Source organism: Streptococcus sp. HF-1907, assembly GCF_015594605.1.
GTDB lineage: Bacteria > Bacillota > Bacilli > Lactobacillales > Streptococcaceae > Streptococcus.
On record NZ_JADNQT010000002.1, the window covers coordinates 62,334 to 85,483 of the forward strand.

At 40.3% G+C, this 23,150-nt stretch carries 22 protein-coding genes, 3 pseudogenes and 1 other annotated feature; of the genes and pseudogenes, 9 read left to right on the forward strand and 16 right to left on the reverse strand.

Annotated features, from left to right (window positions below):
* Positions 1-50: 50 nt before the first annotated feature.
* From IYQ92_RS02145 to IYQ92_RS02165, 5 genes and pseudogenes are all read right to left on the reverse strand, one after another.
* The gene (locus IYQ92_RS02145; RefSeq protein ID WP_195675130.1) at positions 51-626 is read right to left on the reverse strand and encodes a hypothetical protein; all 576 of its coding nucleotides are present in this window, start codon (positions 624-626) and stop codon (positions 51-53) included.
* A gap of 11 nt (positions 627-637) precedes the next feature.
* Positions 638-2,701, reverse strand: a complete 2,064-nt coding sequence (locus tag IYQ92_RS02150) for a GBS Bsp-like repeat-containing protein (RefSeq protein WP_195675232.1) — start codon at positions 2,699-2,701, stop codon at positions 638-640.
* A gap of 217 nt (positions 2,702-2,918) precedes the next feature.
* A complete protein-coding gene (locus IYQ92_RS02155) occupies positions 2,919-4,283 on the reverse strand; it encodes a sensor histidine kinase (protein WP_195675131.1) in 1,365 nt (454 codons plus the stop codon).
* The gene (locus tag IYQ92_RS02160; RefSeq protein WP_195675132.1) at positions 4,261-4,959 is read right to left on the reverse strand and encodes a response regulator transcription factor; all 699 of its coding nucleotides are present in this window, start codon (positions 4,957-4,959) and stop codon (positions 4,261-4,263) included. The genes IYQ92_RS02155 and IYQ92_RS02160 overlap by 23 nt, the downstream gene beginning before the upstream one ends.
* 40 nt (positions 4,960-4,999) lie before the next feature.
* Positions 5,000-5,257 (reverse strand): annotated as a pseudogene (locus IYQ92_RS02165) (S8 family serine peptidase); the annotation flags it as partial.
* A gap of 123 nt (positions 5,258-5,380) precedes the next feature.
* On the opposite strand from IYQ92_RS02165, the pseudogene IYQ92_RS02170 reads away from it, so the two are divergent.
* A pseudogene (locus IYQ92_RS02170) lies at positions 5,381-6,691 on the forward strand (transposase).
* 230 nt (positions 6,692-6,921) lie between these two features.
* Here IYQ92_RS02170 and rplL read toward each other — a convergent pair.
* From rplL to IYQ92_RS02185, 3 genes and pseudogenes are all read right to left on the reverse strand, one after another.
* Positions 6,922-7,287: a 50S ribosomal protein L7/L12 gene (gene rplL, locus IYQ92_RS02175; RefSeq protein ID WP_195675133.1), complete on the reverse strand. Its 366-nt coding sequence runs from the start codon at positions 7,285-7,287 to the stop codon at positions 6,922-6,924.
* A 79-nt stretch (positions 7,288-7,366) separates the two neighbouring features.
* Positions 7,367-7,870, reverse strand: a complete 504-nt coding sequence (gene rplJ, locus IYQ92_RS02180; RefSeq protein WP_195675134.1) for a 50S ribosomal protein L10 — start codon at positions 7,868-7,870, stop codon at positions 7,367-7,369.
* 31 nt (positions 7,871-7,901) lie between these two features.
* Positions 7,902-8,038: a sequence feature (ribosomal protein L10 leader region), on the reverse strand.
* A 46-nt stretch (positions 8,039-8,084) separates the two neighbouring features.
* Positions 8,085-8,936: pseudogene (locus IYQ92_RS02185) on the reverse strand (alpha/beta hydrolase).
* Positions 8,937-9,159: 223 nt separating this feature from the next.
* Between IYQ92_RS02185 and IYQ92_RS02190 the strand changes: the two are divergent.
* Both IYQ92_RS02190 and IYQ92_RS02195 read left to right on the forward strand, forming a co-directional pair.
* Positions 9,160-11,265, forward strand: a complete 2,106-nt coding sequence (locus IYQ92_RS02190) for an AAA family ATPase (RefSeq protein WP_195675135.1) — start codon at positions 9,160-9,162, stop codon at positions 11,263-11,265.
* A gap of 109 nt (positions 11,266-11,374) precedes the next feature.
* A complete protein-coding gene (locus IYQ92_RS02195; protein WP_229311269.1) occupies positions 11,375-12,061 on the forward strand; it encodes a YoaK family protein in 687 nt (228 codons plus the stop codon).
* Positions 12,062-12,094: 33 nt separating this feature from the next.
* On the opposite strand, the gene mmuM is transcribed toward IYQ92_RS02195, so the two are convergent.
* The 7 genes from mmuM to IYQ92_RS02230 all read right to left on the reverse strand — a co-directional run bounded on the left by mmuM (position 12,095) and on the right by IYQ92_RS02230 (position 18,163).
* On the reverse strand, positions 12,095-13,039 hold the full coding sequence (gene mmuM / locus IYQ92_RS02200; RefSeq protein WP_195675136.1) for a homocysteine S-methyltransferase: 945 nt from the start codon (positions 13,037-13,039) through the stop codon (positions 12,095-12,097).
* 9 nt (positions 13,040-13,048) lie between these two features.
* Positions 13,049-14,425, reverse strand: coding sequence for an amino acid permease (locus IYQ92_RS02205; RefSeq protein ID WP_195675137.1), 1,377 nt, complete (start codon positions 14,423-14,425; stop codon positions 13,049-13,051).
* Between the two features lie 273 nt (positions 14,426-14,698).
* Complete coding sequence (gene yihA, locus IYQ92_RS02210) at positions 14,699-15,295, reverse strand: ribosome biogenesis GTP-binding protein YihA/YsxC (protein ID WP_195675138.1); 597 nt, start codon at positions 15,293-15,295, stop codon at positions 14,699-14,701.
* Between the two features lie 8 nt (positions 15,296-15,303).
* Positions 15,304-16,533: an ATP-dependent Clp protease ATP-binding subunit ClpX gene (gene clpX / locus IYQ92_RS02215; protein ID WP_195675139.1), complete on the reverse strand. Its 1,230-nt coding sequence runs from the start codon at positions 16,531-16,533 to the stop codon at positions 15,304-15,306.
* Positions 16,534-16,558: 25 nt separating this feature from the next.
* Positions 16,559-16,705: a hypothetical protein gene (locus IYQ92_RS02220; protein WP_195675237.1), complete on the reverse strand. Its 147-nt coding sequence runs from the start codon at positions 16,703-16,705 to the stop codon at positions 16,559-16,561.
* 42 nt (positions 16,706-16,747) lie between these two features.
* Positions 16,748-17,242: a dihydrofolate reductase gene (locus IYQ92_RS02225; protein ID WP_195675140.1), complete on the reverse strand. Its 495-nt coding sequence runs from the start codon at positions 17,240-17,242 to the stop codon at positions 16,748-16,750.
* 81 nt (positions 17,243-17,323) lie between these two features.
* Positions 17,324-18,163, reverse strand: a complete 840-nt coding sequence (locus IYQ92_RS02230; protein WP_195675141.1) for a thymidylate synthase — start codon at positions 18,161-18,163, stop codon at positions 17,324-17,326.
* A gap of 197 nt (positions 18,164-18,360) precedes the next feature.
* Between IYQ92_RS02230 and IYQ92_RS02235 the strand changes: the two genes are divergently transcribed.
* From IYQ92_RS02235 to trhA, 4 genes are all read left to right on the forward strand, one after another.
* Positions 18,361-19,536, forward strand: coding sequence for a hydroxymethylglutaryl-CoA synthase (locus IYQ92_RS02235; RefSeq protein ID WP_195675142.1), 1,176 nt, complete (start codon positions 18,361-18,363; stop codon positions 19,534-19,536).
* Positions 19,526-20,794, forward strand: coding sequence for a hydroxymethylglutaryl-CoA reductase, degradative (locus IYQ92_RS02240; RefSeq protein WP_195675143.1), 1,269 nt, complete (start codon positions 19,526-19,528; stop codon positions 20,792-20,794). The genes IYQ92_RS02235 and IYQ92_RS02240 overlap by 11 nt, the downstream gene beginning before the upstream one ends.
* A gap of 106 nt (positions 20,795-20,900) precedes the next feature.
* Positions 20,901-21,368 carry a DUF1836 domain-containing protein gene (locus IYQ92_RS02245; RefSeq protein WP_195675144.1) on the forward strand — a complete coding sequence of 156 codons (468 nt, stop codon included), beginning with the start codon at positions 20,901-20,903 and terminating at the stop codon, positions 21,366-21,368.
* Complete coding sequence (gene trhA / locus IYQ92_RS02250; protein WP_195675145.1) at positions 21,337-21,993, forward strand: PAQR family membrane homeostasis protein TrhA; 657 nt, start codon at positions 21,337-21,339, stop codon at positions 21,991-21,993. Before IYQ92_RS02245 ends, trhA begins: the two co-directional genes overlap by 32 nt.
* 32 nt (positions 21,994-22,025) lie before the next feature.
* Here trhA and IYQ92_RS02255 read toward each other — a convergent pair whose 3' ends face one another.
* Positions 22,026-22,268 carry an SDR family oxidoreductase gene (locus tag IYQ92_RS02255; RefSeq protein ID WP_324253048.1) on the reverse strand — a complete coding sequence of 81 codons (243 nt, stop codon included), beginning with the start codon at positions 22,266-22,268 and terminating at the stop codon, positions 22,026-22,028.
* A gap of 37 nt (positions 22,269-22,305) precedes the next feature.
* On the opposite strand from IYQ92_RS02255, the gene IYQ92_RS02260 reads away from it, so the two are divergent.
* Complete coding sequence (locus tag IYQ92_RS02260) at positions 22,306-22,527, forward strand: hypothetical protein (protein WP_195675146.1); 222 nt, start codon at positions 22,306-22,308, stop codon at positions 22,525-22,527.
* A gap of 15 nt (positions 22,528-22,542) precedes the next feature.
* Positions 22,543-23,094 carry a hypothetical protein gene (locus IYQ92_RS02265; protein ID WP_195675147.1) on the forward strand — a complete coding sequence of 184 codons (552 nt, stop codon included), beginning with the start codon at positions 22,543-22,545 and terminating at the stop codon, positions 23,092-23,094.
* The last annotated feature ends 56 nt before the right edge of the window (positions 23,095-23,150 follow it).

A 23,150-nucleotide genomic window follows, 5' to 3' on the forward strand; every position in this document is an offset into this window, starting at 1 on the left:
TGTGCATTAAGTAAAAAGAGTATAGCTAAAGCTTTACTCTCTACCAATTATCAGTGACCAACATCTGAATAGGCAATGTAGTATCTTGTTCCATCATATGAAACATAGCTATACCACCACTCGCCGTTTTCATTGAAATACTTGTCAAAGTAGACACTACCTTCAGGGTAGCTGTACACTACTCCGATATTCTTATCAGAGGAAGCATATACTGGAACAGTTTTATCTAAGTCAAGTTTACCAGTCGTAACTATTGCACTACCACCATTTTTTGAACCAACTGGTGTATCATTTGATGGATTAGTTGGTGCAGGGGTTGAACTAGATTGAGGAGCAGATTGAGTTGATGATGGTTCCTCTGAGGTTTCAGTTGGCGAAGAGGACTGTACGTCACTCTCTACATCGGCGTTCGTATTGCTTTCTGAGCTACTTTTTGTTTCTGAACTTGATTTAGATGTCGATGAGCTAGTTGATTTACTACTGCTTGAACTTTTTGTTGTAAGTGTAGTCTTTAAAGAATTGGAAGTTCTTTTCGAACCACTTCTATTTTTTATGAATATTCCTCCCCCTAAAACAAGTATAAGAATAAGCAGCATACACAAAAACCATTTCGTAATTTTTTTCATATCATTCACCTCTAAGTAATGCTAATATATCGACGATTTCCAGATGCAGCGATATAACTGATCCAATAGTGACCATCAGATAATAATACCCTATCATAATTAACAGTATTTCCTGATTCGTAATATGCTAATTCTGGAGAAGAAACTTTTGCTTCAGCTCTAACACTAGCATGTCCAGAAAATCTGTAACTGCCACTATCAGGAATTGAAGGACGTGTTACATAGTTCACAGTTGTCTTCAATGCTGCAATACCTTCAAGGCTACCGTCGTTTTGTGAAAAGTACACATGTACATTGTATTCTCCGCCCTCATTTTTATGCTCACTAGGTTTAACAGTAACTTTGTAAGAACCATTTGATTGTAACTGTGCGGTATACCAAATAATATCATCTTGTCCATCTTTGGTGGTCCATGTTGGTACTTTTACTTCTTTCAAGCCTTTAGGGCAAGCAATATTTGAGATAATGACATCGAAAGAACCACTTCCATCATTTCTATTCTCAATTTTTACCGTTCCATTAGGTTTCTGATTTTGATTATTTACACTTGGTATATTTATCTTAGTACCACCTACACCAACTAACTTGCCACTGTCAATGACATAGTAAAGGTGGATATTATAATCACCACGATTGTTCTTGTGATTACTAATATTTACAGTTGTTTTATAATCCCCATTATTCTGCTTGGTTGCTCTATACCAAATAATATCATATTGTCCATTTTGTTCTGACCAAATTGGAACTTGAACTTCCCTAAGTCCGCTATTACTTGAAACATTAGTAATTACCACGTCAAAAGTACCTGCCTGATCATTTTTATTTTGAATTACTATATTTCCCTTTACTACTGGAGTAACTGTTGAATTTATCTTATTAACAGCAATATATCTCCTAACTCCCGAATATGAATTGTATGAAATCCATTGATAACCATCAGCGTTAAGTGTTCTATCATAATAAACTGAATCTCCAGAGTCATAATATGCAATATCAGGACTAGAAATCTTTGGCTCACTTTTTATCCCTAAACGGGATGTAAAGGTATATCGACCACTTGATGGTAAATTACCGCTACCTCCTGTATTTGGCGTAGGGTTTGAACTATTTGAACCGTTACCTGATAAATCTTTAAAATGAATAAATCCAGCATAATGGCTTGCAGACATATTACGAGTATGATAAGAATAATCCCAGTTCCAATTATATTCTTCTACAGTTATATTATTTCCATTTACTGCAGCAACCCAAGCTACATGTCCATACCCATTATTAACTTCCCATGCAACAGAACCTACTGCTGGAGTATTATTAACTGTGTAACCTCTTGATCTCGCACTATTTCCCAAATTACCAGCATCTCCTAGACCACGTGGTGTTTCAAATTTATTTACATTATGAAGTCTGTATGCAACAAATGAAGTACACGTAGACTTATTGTACCCCCACGTGTCATATTCAGATGGACGGTTCTTCCACGAAGAAGGATAATCATCACCGATAGCCTGACCAGCTCGAGAAGTGGCCCCTGTAGACAATATTCCACTTTTATGGTTATTTAGGAATCCTTCAACTTGTTTTAAGTCTTCATCCTCATCATCTGTCTTAATTGTTTTTTTAGAAGAAGAGGCAGAGTTTTCTGATTTGTTATCTACACTAGAGTCTGAATTTTCGAAAACTGAACTTTCGTCATTTGAATCACTTGTGGTGGAAATAGTTGAATTGTAATTAGTCTCTTCATAATTTGTTGTGTTCTCATTAGAATCTGTAATTTTAGTTTCAGGAGCTACTTGCTCACTATTCTCTATGACTTCAGCATTGACTTCCGAATTTAGCTCATCATTCAAATTAGATGTACTACTATCTTTTTGAACATCCTGTTGAGATTCTGGTAATGTATTTTGACTTTCATTATCAATACTAGCTATATTCTCCTGCTTACTTTCTACAGAAACTGTATTTTCCACATTAGGAGATTCCAAACTAACTTGCTCATCCGCATGTATAGTCTGTATACCCAGAAGCATAAAAGTACCTAACAAAACTGATGCAGCACCAAACGAGTACTTTCTAATTGAAAAATGCTGTTTCTCTTTTTTTAAGCTATACTTTTTCCTATTAACTTACCTCCTTTTTCTTTGATAGTATCATATCAATTGAATTTCAGAATTTGTTCAGAAAAAAGGGACTGGGCAAATAGTCGAAATCTCATTGATTTTTCAAATTTTCGAAACAAGAAACCGCATGAAATCTTTCGTTTACAAACGTTGATTTCATGCGGTTTTGCTTATATTAGGCTTTTTGCCTAGCCCACTGAAAATTTTTAATTAATAAAGCGACCTGTGCGCCACCATTTTGTGGATTTGAGAGCACTAATTGACCTTGATGTCTCATAGCTATCTTTTGAGCAAATGAAAGTCCTATTCCGTAATGCTTATCATTTCTTCCTTTATTCTCTGTGTAAAAAAGTTTTCCTCCATCTTTAAGAGCTTCTTCTGTAAATGGTAAACCATTATTCCAAATATCAAAACTGATAAAGTTAGAGCTTTCAGATATAGTAAGTACCACCTTGCCCTCTTCTGAACAAAATCTAGTCGCATTAGATAAGATATTTATCAAAGCTCTATCTAAGTTGAGACGATTTCCTTTAATCATTTTGGTATGGGATTCATTAACTATTTGAAAATTAATTTTTTTTGAAGACATAATCTCTCGACATTCTAATGACAGTTCATCAAGAAATTTTGATAATTCAATATCTTCCTGATAATTCCTATCTTCAATTAGCAACCTTGAGTAAGCAACCATTAAATTAAAATACTTTTCAAATATATCAACACCATGATTCATTGAGGATATAAAATCTAATTGTTTTTCATCTAGATCAGTCATCTCAAGCAACTCGATATTCCCCTTTAAAACAGTTAACGGGGTTTTAATATCATGTGCTAATGCAGCAACTTGAAATGACGAATCCTCTTTACCTTTCTTCTCCATTTCTAATAACTTTGTCAACTCTTCATCTTTTTGATAAAGAGTCAATAAAATGTTATTAAATTCTAGTATTTCAGTTTCTTTATGTTCAATATCCGTTCCTGGTATTCCTATATTCAGAGATATTTTTTCAATTAAACGAAAGTTTTTTGTAAATTCTCTTAAGAGCCTGATAACGGAGATAGAGATGAGTAGTAATTCTAGCACTATAAAAAATAAATAAGAAACTGAATTATAGGAAATATGTCGAAAATTTCGATTTACAAATTCAGGCATTGTTGGTCTTCTAATAACCAAGATAAAATCTGAGTTTTCATATTCTGTAAACAATATAGAACCCTCGCTAACCGAACTTCCAGTATCAAAAACTTCTTTATAATGTTGTAAATCCTGTTTTTGATATTTTCCAGAGATCAATTCGCCATTATCGCTATTAAACAATACATAATCAAAGGCAGAGTAATCCATTTGTTTCTTAATACTGTTAGCAGATTTACTATCACTAATTGAAATATGATAGTCTGTTCCATATGTATTCAGCTGACCTGTAAAAATAAGAACGTAGCTCAGTACAAGCAATATAATAACATTTGCAACTGTACCAATCACTATTTCAAGAGCTGTCCTTAAAATCCGCTTATTAATTGAATACCTTTTCATCATTCCACTTATATCCCATCCCCCTTATTGTTTTAATGGGATTAATTCCATAGGGAAAAAACTTGACTCTAATTTGATAAATATATTCCGAAATTGAACGAAATAATGCATCTGCTTCGTCATCATAGATACGTTCGTAGATTTCTTCTCTTGAATAAACCTTATTTGTCTTGCTAGATAATAGCTCTAGAATATCATATTCCCTTCTAGTAAGAGAAATAGCTTCACCATTAACACACACGAATTTCTCTTGAAGGTAAAATGTTAGAGGGAATAATTCTCGAATAACAGATTCATTGGATTCTGCATTTCTATGACGTTCTTCTCGTTTCAAATGCGCTGCGACCTTAGCAACTAGTTGATTAACACTAAATGGCTTAGTAATATAATCATCCCCACCCAAATTCAATCCCGATACAATATCATCTTCAGAATCTTTTGCGCTGACAAAAATAATTGGAGAGATTACTGATTCACGAATCTGTTTACAGATTTGCAGACCATCAACATTAGGCATCATAACATCAAGCAATATTAGATCAAATCCTTTAAAATCACTTGTTTTAATAGGAAGTCTAACTTCTTGATAAGTCGTCACATTATAGTTTTCCATTTCTAAAATTGTTCGCATCAATTTTAAAATTTCAAAATCATCATCAACTACCAAAATCTTATACATACTAGATACCTCTATAATCTCATACTACTATTTTATACTATTATTGCACAAAATTTGTAATATTTAGTAGCCTAATTTGTCCATTTTTTCCATTATCACTAAGAAAACAATTATCATATAAAATTCGAATAGCTTCATCTGGCTGGTCCTTCAAATTATACTTTTCTATAATCAATCCTAAAGCTGCAGAGACTTTAGGAGTCGAAATTGAGGTCCCATATGCATATGTATACTTTCCTTCAAGCGTTGGAACAAGGATCCATTCTTTTTCATATAATCTATCAGCTACCCATTTATCAGGCTCTATAATTTCTGTAGTGGGTAAATCTACCACAGAGATTATGGAGCTTTTTCAGTATATCAAAAAAGCTCCATAAGACTTATAATGAAAAGCGACTAAACAACTCATTAGGAAGACCTTATGGAACAACTTAAGAATACCGCAGAACTCATCGGATTAAAAGACAAAAATATCAAAATTGAGACTATTTTTAAGGCTGATACTCATATCTTGATTGAGGCTAGCCTAGACTATCAGCCTCCACTCTGCCCTCACTGCAAAAGTCAGATGAGCAAGTACGACTTTCAACGAGCCTCTACCATCCCAATCCTTGATGTCCAAGGCATGCCAACGGTCCTCAAACTCAAGAAGCGACGCTTTCAATGTAAGGGCTATCGCCGTGTGACAGTTTCTGAGACCAGCTTAGTCAAGAAGCATTGCCAAATCTCAAAGCCTGTCCGCCAGAAAATCACACAATACCATACCGAAAAGTTAACTAATACTGCCATCGCTAAGAGACTCCACCTTTCAGTATCTCTTGTCCAACGTCAGCTGGAAGCTTTCACCTTCAAGGAAGACTTTACTCGTCTTCCTGAGGTTCTATCAGTAGATGAATTTTTTCGGAACAAGGGACAACTGGCCTTCATCGCTCAAGATTTTGAGACCAGAAAGATTGTCACTCTCCTTGAAAACAATCGACAAACCACCATCAAAAACTACTTTTATCGCTATCCTAGAACTGTTCGTGAGGCGGTTAAAGCCGTTACCGTGGACATATCTGGGTCTTATATTCCAATCCTAAGACCCTTCGCTCTCCTATTTTTAGGCTCAGGCTGAAACAGTCTCTCCCCAGACTGTTTCACTCCCCAAAGCTAAAATCGTGCTCGACCGCTTCCATATTGTCCAACACCTTGGCAGGGGGCTATGATGAGCACTCGAATTGCCATGATGAAGACCTTTGATAAAAAGTCTCTCCCTTATCGAGCCATGAAGAATCACTGGAGAATCCTGCAAAAGGACAGTCGCAAACTCTCTGACAAACGCTTTTATTCACGAACCTTTAGGCAAACCTTGACTCCTAAGGAGATTGTTGAGAAAATCCTAGACTTCTCGGAGGAGCTCCGCTATTACTATGAGCTGTATCAACTCTTATTATTCCATTTTCAAGAGAAGAATACCGACCATTTTATGGCGCTGATTGACGACAACCTTCCCTTTGTCAATCCTATATTTACCGCTGTCTTTAAGACCTTCAAGAAATACAAATCCTACATCGCAAATGCCCTGGAACTCCCCTATTCTAACGCTAAGCTAGAAACTACTAACAAACTCATCAAGGACATTAAGCGTCAAGCTTTCGGTTTTCGAAACTTCAAGAACTTTAAAACAAAAATTCTCATCGCTTTGAACATCAAAATAGAGAGAACCAATCTGATTCTCTCTAGATGTTAGTGATAAGTCACCCACTATAGTTGACAATGAGCCTATCTTCATAACTCAATTTCATAAGAAAAGCACCCCTTTCGTTAGATTCTTTGTCTAACTTATGGGGTGCAGTTCACAAGGTTTAATCTTGGTGGGGTTTTAGTGGGGAATGAAATCATTCCACCGAATTTTAATCGCTCTAAGCAATCATTAAACCTTGATTGACTAGGCTTCCGCAATCAAATTGCGGTACTCTATTATTTAAGAGTAACTGAAGCTCCAGCTGCTTCAAGTTTTTCTTTGATTTCGTTAGCTTCTGCTTCTGAAGCACCTTCTTTGATAACTGATGGTGCGTTGTCAACGATAGCTTTAGCTTCTTTAAGACCTTCGCCTGTGATTTCACGAACAACTTTGATAACGCCAACTTTTTTGTCACCAGCAGCTGTCAATTCAACGTCAAATGAATCTTTAGCAGCAGCAGCTTCACCACCAGCAGCAGCTACAGCTACAGGAGCAGCTGCAGTTACACCAAATTCTTCTTCGATAGCTTTTACAAGGTCGTTCAATTCAAGGATTGAAGCTTCTTTAATTTCAGCAATAATGTTTTCAATGTTCAATGCCATTGTTATTTCCTCCAAATATGTTTTTAATTTAATTGATTTTTATAGTAACACTAGGCTACTTGTTGAAGAGAGCTTAGAATTAAGCCACGTCTTCGTCTTTTGCTTCTGCCACAGCCTTGACAGCGTATGCTACGTTGCGGACAGGTGCTTGAAGTACAGAAAGGAGCATAGAAAGCATACCTTCGCGGTTTGGCAAGCTTGCAAGTGCGTTGATTTCTTCTTTAGAAGAAATGGCACCTTCGATTGCACCACCTTTGATTTCAAGCGCTTCAGCAGTTTTAGCGAATTCGCTAATAACTTTAGCTGGTGCAATAACATCTTCGTTTGAGAATGCTACTGCAGATGGTCCTACGAAAAGATCTTTCAAATCGTCAAGACCTGCTTTTTCAGCTGCACGTGACAAGATTGAGTTTTTGATAACTTTGAACTCAACGCCACTTTCACGAAGTGAACGACGAAGTACTGTATCTTGGTCAACTGTAAGTCCACGTGAGTCAACAACAACGATACTTGCAGCTGCTTTCATTTTTTCAGCAACAAGTTCTACTTGTTCAGCTTTTTTAGCAATAATTGCTTCACTCATTAGTTTTTTTACCTCCGTTTTTATTTTTGGGCTAGGCACAAAAAAATCGTACCTAAACCTAGACACGAAAGTACAAATACGTTATTTCAATAAATTACGTTTTGTGCCTCGGCAGGAATGTTATGAGCACTGCTCCCCTGCTGTCTTAGGTCAGTTTTATTTCAAAACCTCAACTATTATAACCTATCATTTGATTCATGTCAACAGAAAAATACTATTTTTTTGATTTTTTCCACAAAAAATTGATTAGAGCCTCGTCAACCTCTTGATTCTCATGGAGTTTGCTATGATGACCTCCTTTTCCAGAAATTTTGATTTCCTGATAACTAGCACTGCGATTTGCCATAAGATAGCCAAGCTACTGAGAAGATAGATTGGACACACGACCATCACTGGCTTTTCCAGTATCACCGTAGATATTCAATACTTTTATCAAAGATTTAGGCTTGCTATCGCGCAATTGAGTCAGAGCTTGATAGGCTTCTGTCACATGATTGGGTCGTCCATCCTTATCTAAATGAACATCAGCCAATTCATCAAAGCCAATAATACCATTAAAATGCCCCGCAATATTTACCTGCTTCTTGATAGTCGGTTCAGTATTATTAGGATTGTGGTCCAGCTGGTAATAGAGAATGGACATATTCCCCATTGAATGACCGACAAGGTTGACAGAAGTGATTTGAAACTTCTGTTTCAGCCCTCTTAAAACTGACTGCGCATAATCTGCATCCCTGTGATAGTCTGCATTTCGGTTATCACGATAATTAACTAAAACGATTGGATTGCTATCATTTGATGTGATTTTCCCAGAAAATGTCACCCTTCCTTTTTTAGAGACATCCGCTTTAATCACCGTCTTTGTCACCCCAGCTTTGACAGCTGCCGCCGCCATATGCTTCTCTGCATGGCTACTACTGCCATAGCCATGGAAAAAGACGGTAGTTGTCTTTTCATGAACATAAGCTGTGCTTAACTTTTGTGAAGAGCTGGGCGCAAGCATAGCAAGTATTGCTACCAAAGCCACCCCTACGCCTAGGTAAAAATACCAATTTTTTACTTTCATTTTTCTACTATAACATAGAAATTTTTTCACTTCAAATAGGTGATTTTATAAATTAAAAAAATATAAGATTTTTACGTTTTTATCTTGACCTTTTTTGACCAATGTTGTATCATAGTATCAGAAAGTTGATTGATAGTTTCAAATACGACCCCTCTACTCATTGTAAAGTATAGACCTGAAACACAACTTTCATCACTAATCTAACAATCGAGGTGCATTATTTATGGCAAACAATAATTTTTACGGACGCGATCCTTTTGGAAACATGAACGACATTTTCAACTCACTCATGGGAAACATGGGAGGCTACAATTCTGAAAACAAACGTTATTTGATTAACGGTCGTGAAGTGACTCCTGAGGAATTCGCTCAATATCGTCAAACTGGTCAACTTCCAGGACAAGAGAATGTCCAACAAGCAAGTACTGCGCAATCTCCTGCTGACGGTATCTTGGCTAAGTTGGGGACTAATTTGACGGAACAAGCTCGCAATCACGAACTTGACCCTGTTATCGGACGTAATAAGGAAATTCAAGAAACAGCCGAAATCCTATCTCGTCGTACCAAGAACAATCCCGTTCTTGTTGGGGACGCTGGGGTTGGTAAAACAGCCGTTGTCGAAGGTTTAGCGCAAGCTATTGTCAATGGGGACGTGCCAGCGGCAATCCAAAACAAAGAAATCATTTCTATTGATATTTCTGGGCTTGAAGCTGGTACACAATATCGTGGTAGCTTTGAAGAAAATATCCAAAATATGGTTAAAGAAGTCAAAGAAGCTGGTAATATCATCCTCTTCTTCGATGAAATCCACCAAATTTTGGGGGCTGGTTCAACTGGTGGTGACAGTGGTTCTAAAGGCTTGGCAGATATTCTCAAACCTGCCCTTTCACGTGGTGAATTGACTGTCATCGGTGCCACAACTCAAGATGAATATCGCAATACTATTTTGAAAAATGCTGCACTTGCTCGTCGTTTCAACGAAGTAAAAGTTAACGCTCCTTCTGCCCAAGATACTTTCAATATCTTGATGGGTATCCGCAACCTTTACGAACAACACCACAATGTCGTTCTTCCAGACAATGTCTTGAAAGCTGCCGTTGATTTGTCTATCCAATACATTCCACAACGTAGCCTTCCTGATAAGGCTATTGACCTTATCGATATGACAGCAGCTCACTTGGCAGCTCAACATCCAGTGACTGACGTCAAAACTTTGGAAAAAGAAATTGCTGCGCAAAAAGCTAAACAAGAAAAAGCTGTCGCTGATGAAGATTTCGAAGCAGCTCTCAATGCTAAAACACGCATCGAAGAATTTCAAAATCAAATCGACAATCACACCGAAGGTCAAAAAGTGACCGCAACTGTCAATGATGTGGCAGAATCTGTTGAACGTTTGACTGGTGTGCCTGTTTCAAATATGGGCGCAAGCGACATTGAACGTCTCAAAGAACTTGGTAGCCGACTAAAAGGCAAAGTCATTGGTCAAAATGAAGCTGTTGATGCTGTGGCACGCGCTATTCGCCGTAACCGTGCTGGTTTTGACGATGGTAACCGTCCGATTGGTAGCTTCCTCTTCGTTGGTCCAACTGGTGTTGGTAAAACAGAATTGGCTAAACAACTTGCCTTTGATATGTTTGGGTCAAAAGATGCTATTATCCGTCTTGACATGTCAGAATACAGCGACCGAACAGCCGTGTCTAAATTGATTGGTGCAACCGCTGGTTATGTCGGCTACGACGACAATAGTAATACCCTTACGGAACGTGTTCGCCGTAATCCTTACTCAATAGTCCTTTTGGATGAAATTGAAAAGGCCGACCCACAAGTCATCACCCTTCTTCTTCAAGTTTTGGATGATGGTCGCTTGACGGATGGTCAAGGTAATACCATTAACTTCAAGAACACCGTTATCATCGCGACATCAAATGCTGGCTTTGGTAACGAAGCCTTGACTGGTGACACAGACAAGGACATGAAGATTATGGACCGTATCGCTCCTTACTTCCGTCCTGAATTTCTTAACCGTTTCAACGGTGTCATCGAATTCTCACATCTTGGTAAAGAAGATTTGGAAGAAATCGTTGAACTCATGTTGGCCGATGTTAACAAGACCATTGCCAAGAAAGGTATTGACCTAGTTGTTTCAGAAGATGTTAAGAAAGAATTAATTGAACTTGGCTACGACGAAGCCATGGGTGTCCGTCCACTCCGCCGTGTCATCGAACAAGAAATTCGTGACCGTATCACTGATTTCTATCTTGACCACACAGATGCTAAACACTTGAAAGCTGAAATGGTTGATGGACAAATTACTATCAGCCAAGCTTAATTCCTGCTTAATACCTCCTATTAAAAGCGAGACTGGATTTAATTTCCAGCCTCGCTTTTTATCAGAAAATGTTACAATAGTAACATTAAAAAGAAAGAAGGAAACTAGTTTGACCCAACTAAATTTCATGCCACAAAACAGCCGCTTTAGTGCCTGTTTACTTGGGTTTATGGGCGGAGCTCTTGATGTCTATTGCCACATTCATTTTGAATCTTTGGTGGCAACGCAGACTGGTAATATTCTGCTGCTTGTAGCCGATTGGAAAACTAGCACCGCGGAAGCCAATAGTCTGAGACTTCTTTCCATTCTCTTTTTCTCTGTTGGATTTTTAATAGCAATCTGGTTTAAAAATCGAGCAACTACAGCATTCTGGCGCTCCTACACTATTTTACCGCTACTGTTAACCAGCTTTTTGGTACCCTTACTTCCTAAGATTAGCTACCTCTGGGTGACTCTCCTTGCACTCAGCACCGGGATGATTACCCTGACATTCACAGGTAGCCAGATTGAGTCCCACGCCTACACTATTTTGATGACATCAGGCAATTATCGGAAAATGTTGTCTGCCTGGTATCAATACCTAATCGATCAGAGTAAAGACCCTAAAGTCAAACGTCAAGCCGTTAATTATAGCATTGTTGTTGGCAGTTTCGTCATCGGTGCCATCAGCGTTCCTACTTTGGAAGGCTTCCTCCACGAGAAAACTCTCTGGCTCGTGACGTTGGTGCTGGCTCTTGTTCTCTATCACTACACCAGCATCGTTATTCGCTATCATTTGCAGAAAACTAATATTTAAAACGAGCCCAATTTGGACTCGTTTTTGTCTGTTCTAACGAATAGCTTGCGCGATAAAGGCGATATCGTCTGGGCTGGTACGGCAGCACCCTCCAACAATTTGCGCCCCTTCTTTATGCCAACGAAGGGCATTTTCAAGTAGGGTGTGGGAATTATCTGGGGCTGATTTCCAAGTTTGGGTAGCGCCATCATAAACCTCTCCTGAGTTAGGATAGGTCACCAGTGCTTTTTCAGTCACTGACTTAATACGAGCGATGAGCCCATCAAATAAGGCTGGAGCACTGCAGTTGATTCCAAGTGCTAGAATTTGTTGGCTGCTGTCACAGAGCTGCGCAACTTCTTCGATTGGTGTCCCATCTGAAATATGTTGGTCGTCTTGCGCAGTGAAAGAAATATAGGCTTCAACAGATGGAAATTCATCTGCCAGTAAGTCAAGTAAGGCTTTCACTTCATTGACATTTGGGATGGTTTCAATGCCTAGCATATCCGCGCCAGCATCCAGCAGAGCTTGAATTCGCGGACGGTGGAAATCTTTGTAGGCTTCTTGGCTGAGTTCGTAGGCGCCGGTGTACTCTGAGCCATCTGCTAGGTAGGCTGCGTAGGGACCGACATCTCCTGAGATGAGCGGATAGGGGCGGCGAGCTTTTTCTGCTTCACTCAAGTCCGCCCATACCTTGTCACGTGCTTGCGCAGCTAATGTTACCGTCAAAGCAATCAAATCTAAGGTCTTCGCTTCTGTCAAACCGTAGTCCTTAAGCCCTTGCACCGTTGCCTGGTAGGAAGATGTGGTCAAAATATCAGCCCCCGCTCGGAGATAAGTCTCGTGGAGGTCCTGAATGACCTGAGGGTTTTCAATCAGGTACTTGGCTGACCAGAGTTTTCCCGAAACATCGTAGCCACGCTTTTCGAGTTCTGTCCCAAGAGCACCGTCTAGAATAATCATGTCATTGGTTGAAAGTAAGTCTTTAAAAGCTGACATAGCGTCTCCTTACCATTTTTTGTAGCGTAAATAGTGATAAATATAGCAGAGCGCGATGAATGGAATACCGAAATAAAGCCCTGCACGTTGTGACGCATCCCAGGCGATACCAATCACTGAAATCAAGAGAAGAATGATGGTAATCCATGGAAGAACTGGTGTGAACGGTGTTTTATAAGACAGTTCATCAACCGTGTGCGTCTTAAGAAAATCTTTTCGGAAATTAATTTGCGCCAGCGGAATGGAAAGCCACACGACCACTACCGAAAACCCAGCAATGGAAACTAGGGCTAGGTAAACCGTATCCGCTGCATAAATACTTGAAAACAGGGCTAGGACCGCACCGACCATGGACAAGAGGAGGGCCCGCATTGGCACACCGTGTTCGTTGATTTTGACAACTTTTTTAGAAAGCATACCTTCGTTTGCAAGAGACCAAAGCATACGGCTTGATGCATAAAGCCCTGAGTTTCCTGCGGATAGGATGGCTGTTAGGATGACAATGTTCATGGCGTCCGCTGCAAATGGGATTCCCATTTTATCAAAGACATCAACGAATGGCGCGGTTGAGACGCCTGCCTCTTTCATTGGTAATAGCGAAGCTAGGACGATAATGGTCAATACAAAGAAGATGACCAAACGACCGATAGTTGTCTTAATAGCCCTTGGCACTGCTTCTTTAGGATTATCGGTCTCACCAGCAGCGATACCAATCAGCTCAGTCCCTGAGAAGGCATAGTTGACAGCCAGCATGACCGAAACGACCGCAGCGAAGCCATTTGGAAAGGCCCCATGAGCAGTTAAATGGCTGAAGAGGATAGCCTTATGCTGACCTTCAAATGAAATAAGCCCGAACATAGCGCCAAGCCCCCAAATAATAAAGATGATAATAGCAATAACTTTAATGCTGGAGAAGAATGACTCGGCCTCAGCAAAAGACCGAACGCTCAGAGCATTAAGTCCAAAGATAAGGAGGGCAAAGAGTGTGGCAAAGACCCAGGTTGGAACACCCGGAAACCAGCGCCCCATGAGCATGGCTGCGCCGAGAAATTCTGTCCCCAGTGCTACCGTCCAACAAATCCAGTAGAGCCAAGCAACCGTAAATCCTGTTCCTGGACTAATGAATTTTGTTGCATAAGTATGAAAAGAGCCTGTCACTGGCATGGCAACAGCCAACTCCCCTAGTGACAACATAACCAAATAGACGACAATAGCCCCGATAAGGTAAGACAAAACTGCCCCCAAAGGACCAGCTTGTGCAATGGTATAGCCTGAGCTTAGGAAGAGTCCTGTTCCAATAACGCCTCCTAAAGACAACATCAACAGATGTCTACTTGTCATTTTGCGTTGGAACTGCCCCTCATTTTCATAATGATGATTTTCCATAAGACCTCCAAAAATAGTAATTAGTTTAATCATATCATAAAAATACAAGTCTGGATAATAGTTATTCTCTAAGTAAGTCATAGTCAAAAACTATAACAATTGTTGTTACTGTGGTTGTTTGCATTTGTTTTCTGAAAATACGGTGGCAGAATGGCTTAAATTAGAAATTTATAAAATCTATTTTACTTTTTCTTGCTCGATTTTTGGTTATAGTATTAGACTAATCTCTTGTCGTAAGTAAAAAGACCTAAGCAAATGCTCAAGTCTTAAAAATTATAGATTTTCTAAAATGGTGTCCCAAGATTCGTCCAAGCCTGTACGGTCAACGGATGAAAAAATGACAAAGTTATCTGATTTATCAAAGTTTAATTTTTTCTTGATAGCTGACTCATGCTTATTCCATTTTCCGCGGGGAACCTTATCGGCTTTAGTGGCAACGATAATCACAGGAATTTCATAATATTTTAGAAATTCGTACATTTGAATATCATCGGCACTTGGGTCATGACGGAAGTCGACTAGGTTGACAACGATGCGTAAATTATCGCGAGTGACCAAGTATTCTTCAATCATCTTGCCCCACTTGGCGCGTTCTGTTTTGGAAACTTTAGCGTAGCCATAACCAGGAACGTCAACAAAGCGAAGCTTGTCATCAATATTATAGAAATTAAGCAACTGGGTCTTACCAGGCTTACTTGATGTGCGGGCTAAATTTTTGCGTCCCAAAAGCGTATTGATAAAGCTTGATTTGCCCACGTTAGAGCGTCCTGCTAAAGCAACTTCTGGAAGGTCATCTTTCGGATAGTGAGATTTATTAGCAGCGCTCAAAAGGATTGAGGCGTTATGCGTATTTAAAAATTCTTCTGCCATATCCCCTCCTAAGCGGTTTCCATAATTGGCGCAGCTTTGCCGTCTACCGCTTCTTTTGTGATGCGGACACGTGTCACATTTTCTTGACTCGGAACATCAAACATGATATCTAACATGGTTTCTTCGATAATTGAACGAAGACCACGCGCACCTGTTTTACGTTCGATAGCTTTATTGGCAATAGCTTCAAGGGCATCCTCGTCAAAATCAAGTTCAACACCGTCATAGGACAAGAGGGTTTGATACTGTTTGACAAGGGCGTTACGCGGTTCTGTTAAAATACGAACCAAGTCTGCAGCAGTCAAGCGCTCAAGCGCAGCGACAACTGGTAAGCGACCGATAAATTCAGGGATGAGCCCAAATTTTTGAATATCTTCAGAGATGATTTCTTGCATGTAAGAAGCGTCATCATCAATCTTGCGGTTACTTTGGCCAAAACCAATAATTTTTTCCCCTAGACGTTGTTTGACGATTTCTTCGATACCATCAAAGGCACCACCTACGATGAAGAGGATATTTTTGGTATCAATTTGAATCATTTCTTGGTTGGGGTGCTTACGACCACCTTGTGGCGGAACGCTAGCAACAGTACCTTCGATAATCTTGAGGAGGGCTTGTTGAACACCCTCACCAGAAACATCACGTGTGATTGAGACATTCTCACCTTTTTTAGCGATTTTATCAATTTCATCAACGTAAATAATGCCACGTTCAGCGCGTTCAATGTTAAAATCAGCTGCTTGAATGAGCTTGAGCAAGATATTTTCAACATCTTCACCCACATAACCAGCTTCTGTCAATGATGTTGCGTCAGCAATCGCAAATGGAACATTGAGTGATTTTGCCAAGGTTTGTGCTAAGAAAGTTTTCCCAGAACCTGTTGGCCCAATCATAAGAATGTTTGATTTTTGCAATTCCACGTCTTCTTCGTCGCAACTTTCTGTAAAGCTGACACGTTTATAGTGATTGTAAACGGCAACTGCTAAGGCACGTTTGGCACGGTCTTGTCCGACCACGTATTGATTTAAAATATCTAGAAGTTCTTTTGGTTTTGGAACTTCAGCTAAATCAGCAAGGACTTCCTCTGCTAACTCTTCCCGAATAATTTCTTGAGAAAGAGCCACACATTCATTACAAATGTAAACCCCATTCCCTGCAATAATTTTTCTGACTTCATCTTGACTTTTTCCGCAAAATGAACAATAAACTTTGATATCGCTAGTTCGATTTCCAGCCATTAATTTTTCTCTTTTCTAATCTATTCTAAAATAAAGTGCCATAAAAGGCGTGGATGGTATTAACCAAATTGGTCAAAGCGTTGAGTAAAAATACCGTTCCAAGTCCATAGCGCTTCTTACGAAAGGCAGGAATAGCACATAAGACACAAATGGCTGCCAGAAAAGCAGTCATTACTCCAAATAGGCTTCGTTGCACTGTTAGAACCCCTCTTCTCTATTTTTCAAATCGTTGCACTGTAAAGGCGTAAGCATTTTTCTCATCTGAATCAAAATCAAGACGCTCAACTTCCTTGAAGGCTGATAAATCCATCTCTGGGAAATGGGTATCCCCTTCAAATTGACCATGAACAGTCGTTTTTATGATGGCATCATAATGCTCCGCGAAAGCCTGATAAATGGATGCTCCTCCAACAATAAAGACTGTTTTGTCTTGCTTATTGTACCAATCTAAGACCTGCTCCACACTGTTCAAAACCAAGACATCATCAGCGATAAAATTGCTATCGCGCGACAAAATGATGGTCTCACGTCCTGGCAAAATACGCCTCTGCATGCCATCAAAGGTCTTGCGTCCCATGACTAAAACCTGCCCCATAGTCATCTCTTTAAAATGTTTCAACTCCTTGGGCAGACGCCAAGGTAAATGATTGTCAACACCGATAAGATGATTTTCATCTTCTGCCCAAATGGCAATCAATTGCTTCGTCATGTTTTCCGTCCTTATCTCAATCTTCTTCTCTTATTTTATCAGAATTTGTCAAATTGTGCTGAATTTGAAGATAGATACTCTCTAAATCGCTAAATCAAAGGATAATTGTGGCTTAACAGGATTGTAATCAACCAGCTCAAAATCTTCTGGTTTAATGTCAAAAAAGTTAGTGCCATCTGGGACATTCAAAACCAAACGTGGCTGGCAGTCGCTAGCTTCGCGTCTCAATAATTCCTCTGCCTGCTCAAATTGATTGTCATAAATGTGAAGATTATTGATAAAATAGAAGAACTTTCCAACCTTCCATCCGAAGTGCTTGGCAATCATCATTTGTAGGGCAACATATTGCATAGCGTTAATGTGATGGGCAACCAGCATATCATTTGAACGTTGCGTCAGCGTTGCGTCAAGGTAAATATCGCCATCTACACGACGCACGTCAAACATGGTTTGAAAGGCACAAGGAAGCAAGCCTTCACTTTCTTCAAAAGCCTCATAATCCCACAATGAAATGACATTACGACGGTTCCAGGGATTGGCTTCCAACTGATTAAGAATTTTAGTCATGATGTCGTGTTTTTTGACAATGGCACCGTAGCGTTGACCGATGGTACCCGTGTCACCAACTTCCCAGTCATTCCAGTACTTGACACCATATTTATTATTCAAAACACTAAGGTCATTAGTTTGATCTTGGTAAATCCAAAAGATTTCCTTGATGGCTGATTTGATAGGAATTGGTCGCAAGGTTGTGATTGGAAATTCCCCTTTTGAAAGGTCATATTCGGCAAATGACCCTGTAATGTATTTTGAATTGGCTGTTTGGCCATTCTTATATTTGGGGCGTGCTTGTTCACTAAACACCCCTTCAGTCATAATTTTGTTAATATTATCTTTAAAAATTGTGTCTGCTTTTGTCATGAGAACCTCCGATTTACTATTCTATCAAAAAAAATGATGATGGACTACTATTTAACACAGCTCTGCCATTTCTCCAAAAAATAATTTGATTGATGAAACAAAGATAGTTTTTCTATATTTTTTTTAAGACTTTATGGTAAAATTAAGATTAGGCAAAATTCAATGTTGAATCAAAAAACTTTAGGAAAGGTTTCCAAATGAATATCGGAATTGATAAAATCGGCTTTGCAACGAGTCAATATGTCCTTAATATGGATGATTTGGCGACAAGCCGTGGAGTTGACCCAGACAAATTTAGTAAAGGCCTTCTTTTAAAAGCATTAAGTATTACACCAATTACGGAAGATATTGTTACTCTTGGAGCAGCGGCGGCTGACTCAATTCTTACTGACGATGACAAGGCTACCATTGACATGGTGATTGTCGCGACTGAATCAGGCATTGACCAATCTAAAGCGGCGGCTGTTTATGTTCATCACCTACTTGGCATCCAACCTTTTGCGCGTAGCGTTGAGATGAAGGAAGCCTGCTACAGCGCAACTGCTGCACTTGACTATGCCAAATTACATGTCACTGCTAACCCAGACTCAAAAGTGCTTGTGGTTGCGTCAGATATTGCAAGATATGGCATCAATACTCCTGGTGAATCAACGCAGGGTTCTGGTAGTGTGGCAATGTTGGTCACAGCCAATCCTCGCATCCTTGAACTTCAAAATGATAGCCTAGCTCAAACCCGTGACATCATGGATTTTTGGCGTCCCAACTATTCAACAACTCCTTTTGTTAATGGGATGTACTCTACCAAGCAATACTTGGATATGTTGAAAACAACTTGGGCGGAGTATCAGAAGCGTAGTGGGAAAAAATTGGCGGATTTTGCGGCCTTTTGTTTCCACATTCCCTTTCCAAAATTGGCCCTTAAAGGCTTCAATAAGGTTATGGACAAATCTCTTCCAGATGATGTCAAAGCTCGTTTGAAAGAAAACTTTGAACATTCCATTACTTACAGCCAACGTATCGGAAACATCTACACTGGCTCTCTCTTCTTAGGACTTCTTTCATTGTTGGAAAACAGTACGAGTCTAAAAGCAGGCGACCAAATTGCCCTCTTCTCTTATGGTAGCGGAGCTGTGGCAGAAATTTTCACGGCCAAATTAGTAGATGGTTTCAAAACTCACCTTCGTCAAGACCGCCTAGAGGATTTAGCCAGACGCACGGCGATTTCTGTCAAAGAATACGAAACTCTCTTCTACGAAGAAGCTGATTTAGACGACCAAGGCAATGCGACATTCTCTGACTACCTAACAGGTCCCTTTGCTCTAACTGGAATCACTGAGCACCAACGCATGTATCAACGAACAGATGGAAAATAAGAAACTAAATTGGACAGGTTTTTCTAAAAAATCTCCTCAAGAACGCATCCAGCACCTCCAGCAACAAGACCTGCTTTCTGATGAAAGTCTAGCTATCTTGGTTAATAACGAACACTTACCACTTGAAGTCGCCAACCAAATGACCGAAAATGTCTTGGCGACCTTCGCTTTGCCTTTTTCACTGGCACCAGATTTTCTCATTGATGGAAAGACCTACCAAGTCCCTTTTGTCACCGAGGAGCCTTCTGTTGTGGCGGCAGCCAGCTTTGCTACTAAGTTAATCAAACGTTCAGGTGGTTTTAAAACTCACATCCACAATCGTGAAATGATTGGGCAGGTGGCGCTTTATGATGTGGCTGATAAGGAGTTGGCTGAGCAGGCAATTTTAGCTGATAAAGCGCAGCTTTTGGCTTTAGCCAATGCCGCTCATCCGTCAATCGTGAAACGAGGTGGTGGTGCCCGAAATCTCTGGCTAGAGCGAAAAGCTGACTTCTTGATTGCCTACTTGACGGTAGACACTCAGGAAGCTATGGGGGCAAATATGGTCAACACCATGATGGAGGCCTTGGCGCCGCGCTTAGAGGAGCTCTCAGGTGGACTGAGCCTCATGGCAATCCTCTCAAACTATGCGACCCAATCGCTGGTAACCGCTGAGTGCCAAGTGGATTTGCGCTTTTTGAGTCGTAATAAGGCTGAAGCCCATGAGCTGGCGCAGAAAATGGTCAAGGCGAGTCAGCTAGCGCAAGTTGACCATTATCGCGCTGCCACCCATAACAAAGGTATTTTCAATGGGATAGACGCCGTTGTGCTAGCGACTGGTAATGACTGGCGAGCTATTGAAGCTGGCGCTCATGCCTATGCATCTCGTGACGGACAATATCGCGGACTATCAAGTTGGATTTTTGAAGATGGTGTCTTAAAAGGCAGTCTAACCATGCCTATGCCTATCGCAACTAAAGGTGGATCCATTGGTATTAACCCAACCGTCAAGGTCGCTCACGATTTTTTGGGCAATCCTTCTGCTAAAGAATTGGCTTCTATCATTGTATCGGTCGGGTTAGCGCAGAATTTCGCTGCTCTAAAAGCCTTGACTAGCACAGGTATTCAGGCTGGGCATATGAAACTTCAGGCAAAATCGCTAGCGCTTCTAGCTGGAGCAAAGGAAGGGCAAGTTGAACGTGTCGTAAAAGAACTTCTAGCTGCGCCACATTTAAACCTAGAGACCGCGCAAGCTATTGTCAATCAAATCAATAAATGATAAGAGAGTTGGAAATTTCCAGCTCTCTTATGTTTTTGCTTGACTTAATTTTCGATGATGATATAATCTAGTTATAAAAACTAGATAAAAGGGAGTAGATAAACTTATGAATACATACCCAAAATGGGAACACTTACCCGATTTAGAATTATATCTAGACCAGGTGCTCCTTTACGTCAATCATGTGACTGGCGCAGCCTCATTCCCAGATGATAAAGGACTGACCGCTTCGATGATTAACAATTATGTCAAGCATGGTCATCTGGACAAACCGATTAAGAAAAAATACAACCGCAAGCAGGTGGCTCGCTTGATTGTCATCACTGCCTTGAAAAATGTTTTTTCAATCCAGAAAATCAGTCAAACGTTAGAAATGTTAACAGCTGGTAATCATTCTGACTCTGCCTACAATGGTTTTGTAGCCTGCATGAATGGCGAAGACACCAGCCAACTCCCTGATGTGGTCGTATCCGCTTGCCAAACCCTACAACTTTATTTGCAAACCCAAGCACTTGTTCAAGAATTACAAGGAGGACTCTCTCATGACAACAGCTCAGACAATGAAATTGAGTAAACAATTATCTTTCGGCGAGGAGGTAGCTAACAGTGTCACACACGCTATCGGCTCAACACTGATGCTCATTCTATTACCAATTACATCAAGTTACACACTCAACCATCACGGTTTTGTCGCATCCATCGGCATGTCCATCTTCGTGATTAGTCTGTTTTTGATGTTTCTGTCATCAACCATCTATCACTCTATGAGTTACAATTCCCCTCAAAAGTACGTGCTTCGCATTATTGACCATTCTATGATTTATATTGCTATCGCTGGCAGTTATACACCGGTGGCACTATCACTAGTCGGTGGTTGGCTTGGTTATCTCATCATTGTGCTCCAATGGGGGACGACCATCTTTGGTATTCTATATAAGATTTTTGCCAAACGCATCAATGAAAAATTTAGCCTTGCGCTCTACTTGCTGATGGGCTGGTTGGTTGTCTTCATCATTCCTGCCATCGTCACCAAAACGGGTCCTACTTTCTGGCTACTCATGCTTGGTGGAGGCATTTCTTACACAGTAGGAGCCTTTTTCTACGCTCGCAAGCGTCCTTACGACCACATGATTTGGCATTTGTTCATTCTGTTAGCATCAGCCTTGCAGTATCTTGGCATCGTTTATTTTATGTTGTAATACGACTTAAGGTCAGCCGATTGGCTGACCTTTTATTTTTCATAAGTACGGACTTCTTTGATATCGCTATACCAATAATTAGCTGTGACACCACCGTCAATAAGAAAATCTGAACCATTGATGAAATGACCACTTGGTCCCATCATGAAGGCCGCTAAGTCACCAATTTCATCTGGAGTTGCGGCGCGTTTTTCAACGGTTTTAGCAATCATAGCTCGGTAGCCATCACCACGTGGTCCACTGAGTTCATCAAGTGCAAGGGGCGTCATGATGATACCCTGTGACTGATTATGTACAGCCTAGAGATGAGGGTTGGCTGAGATTGCGCGTGGAACCATGCTTTATTTTGACAATCCAAAGACTGGTGTCAAAGAACAGACTGGTTCAATTGAAGGGGGCATGGCACAAGTTCACACCATCTCAACAGTAGATGCTCAAATCAATGGCTATCGACGTGTTTGGACGTTAGACTCTACAGCTTATTTTGAAAAACATGGTAGCATTTGGGTCATCAGAAAAACTGACGCTTCGTAAGAAACGAAAATTAATATGACAATCGCAAACGTAAAATCACAAGAAATCGCTGTACTTCTGAGTGCTGGTTCAATTGGACAAGCAATCATCCGTAGAGTTGCTTCTGGACGTAGAGTGCTCCTTGGTGACCTTCGTCAAGATAATTTGGATAGGGTTACTGAGAGCCTCCTAGATGCTGGTTTTGAAGTGGAAACAAAAATCGTCGATGCTTCAAAACGTGACAGTATTCGTGACTTTGCCCAATATGCTGCTAGCCTAGGTGAGGTCAAATACTATGTCCATACATCCGGAGTCTCTCCTAACCAAGGGGTCGCACGTCTTGTCCTTGATGTCGACTTGATCGGTACCGCTATTGCGCTTGAAGAATTTGGAAAAGTCATAGCTGTTGGTGGCGCTGGCCTCGTCGTTTCAAGCCAAGCTGGATATATGATTCCAAATCTCGAACCTGAGACTGAGGAACTCCTTACTTCTACTAAACCTGAAGACATGATTAGCTTGCCGTTCTTGTCTGAAGACTTGATTCCAAATGGTGGAGCAGCCTATGGAATTTCTAAAAAGGCTAACTAAATCCATGTTCAACGTGAGTCCCTCAATTGGGCTGAACGTGGTACCAGACTCAACTC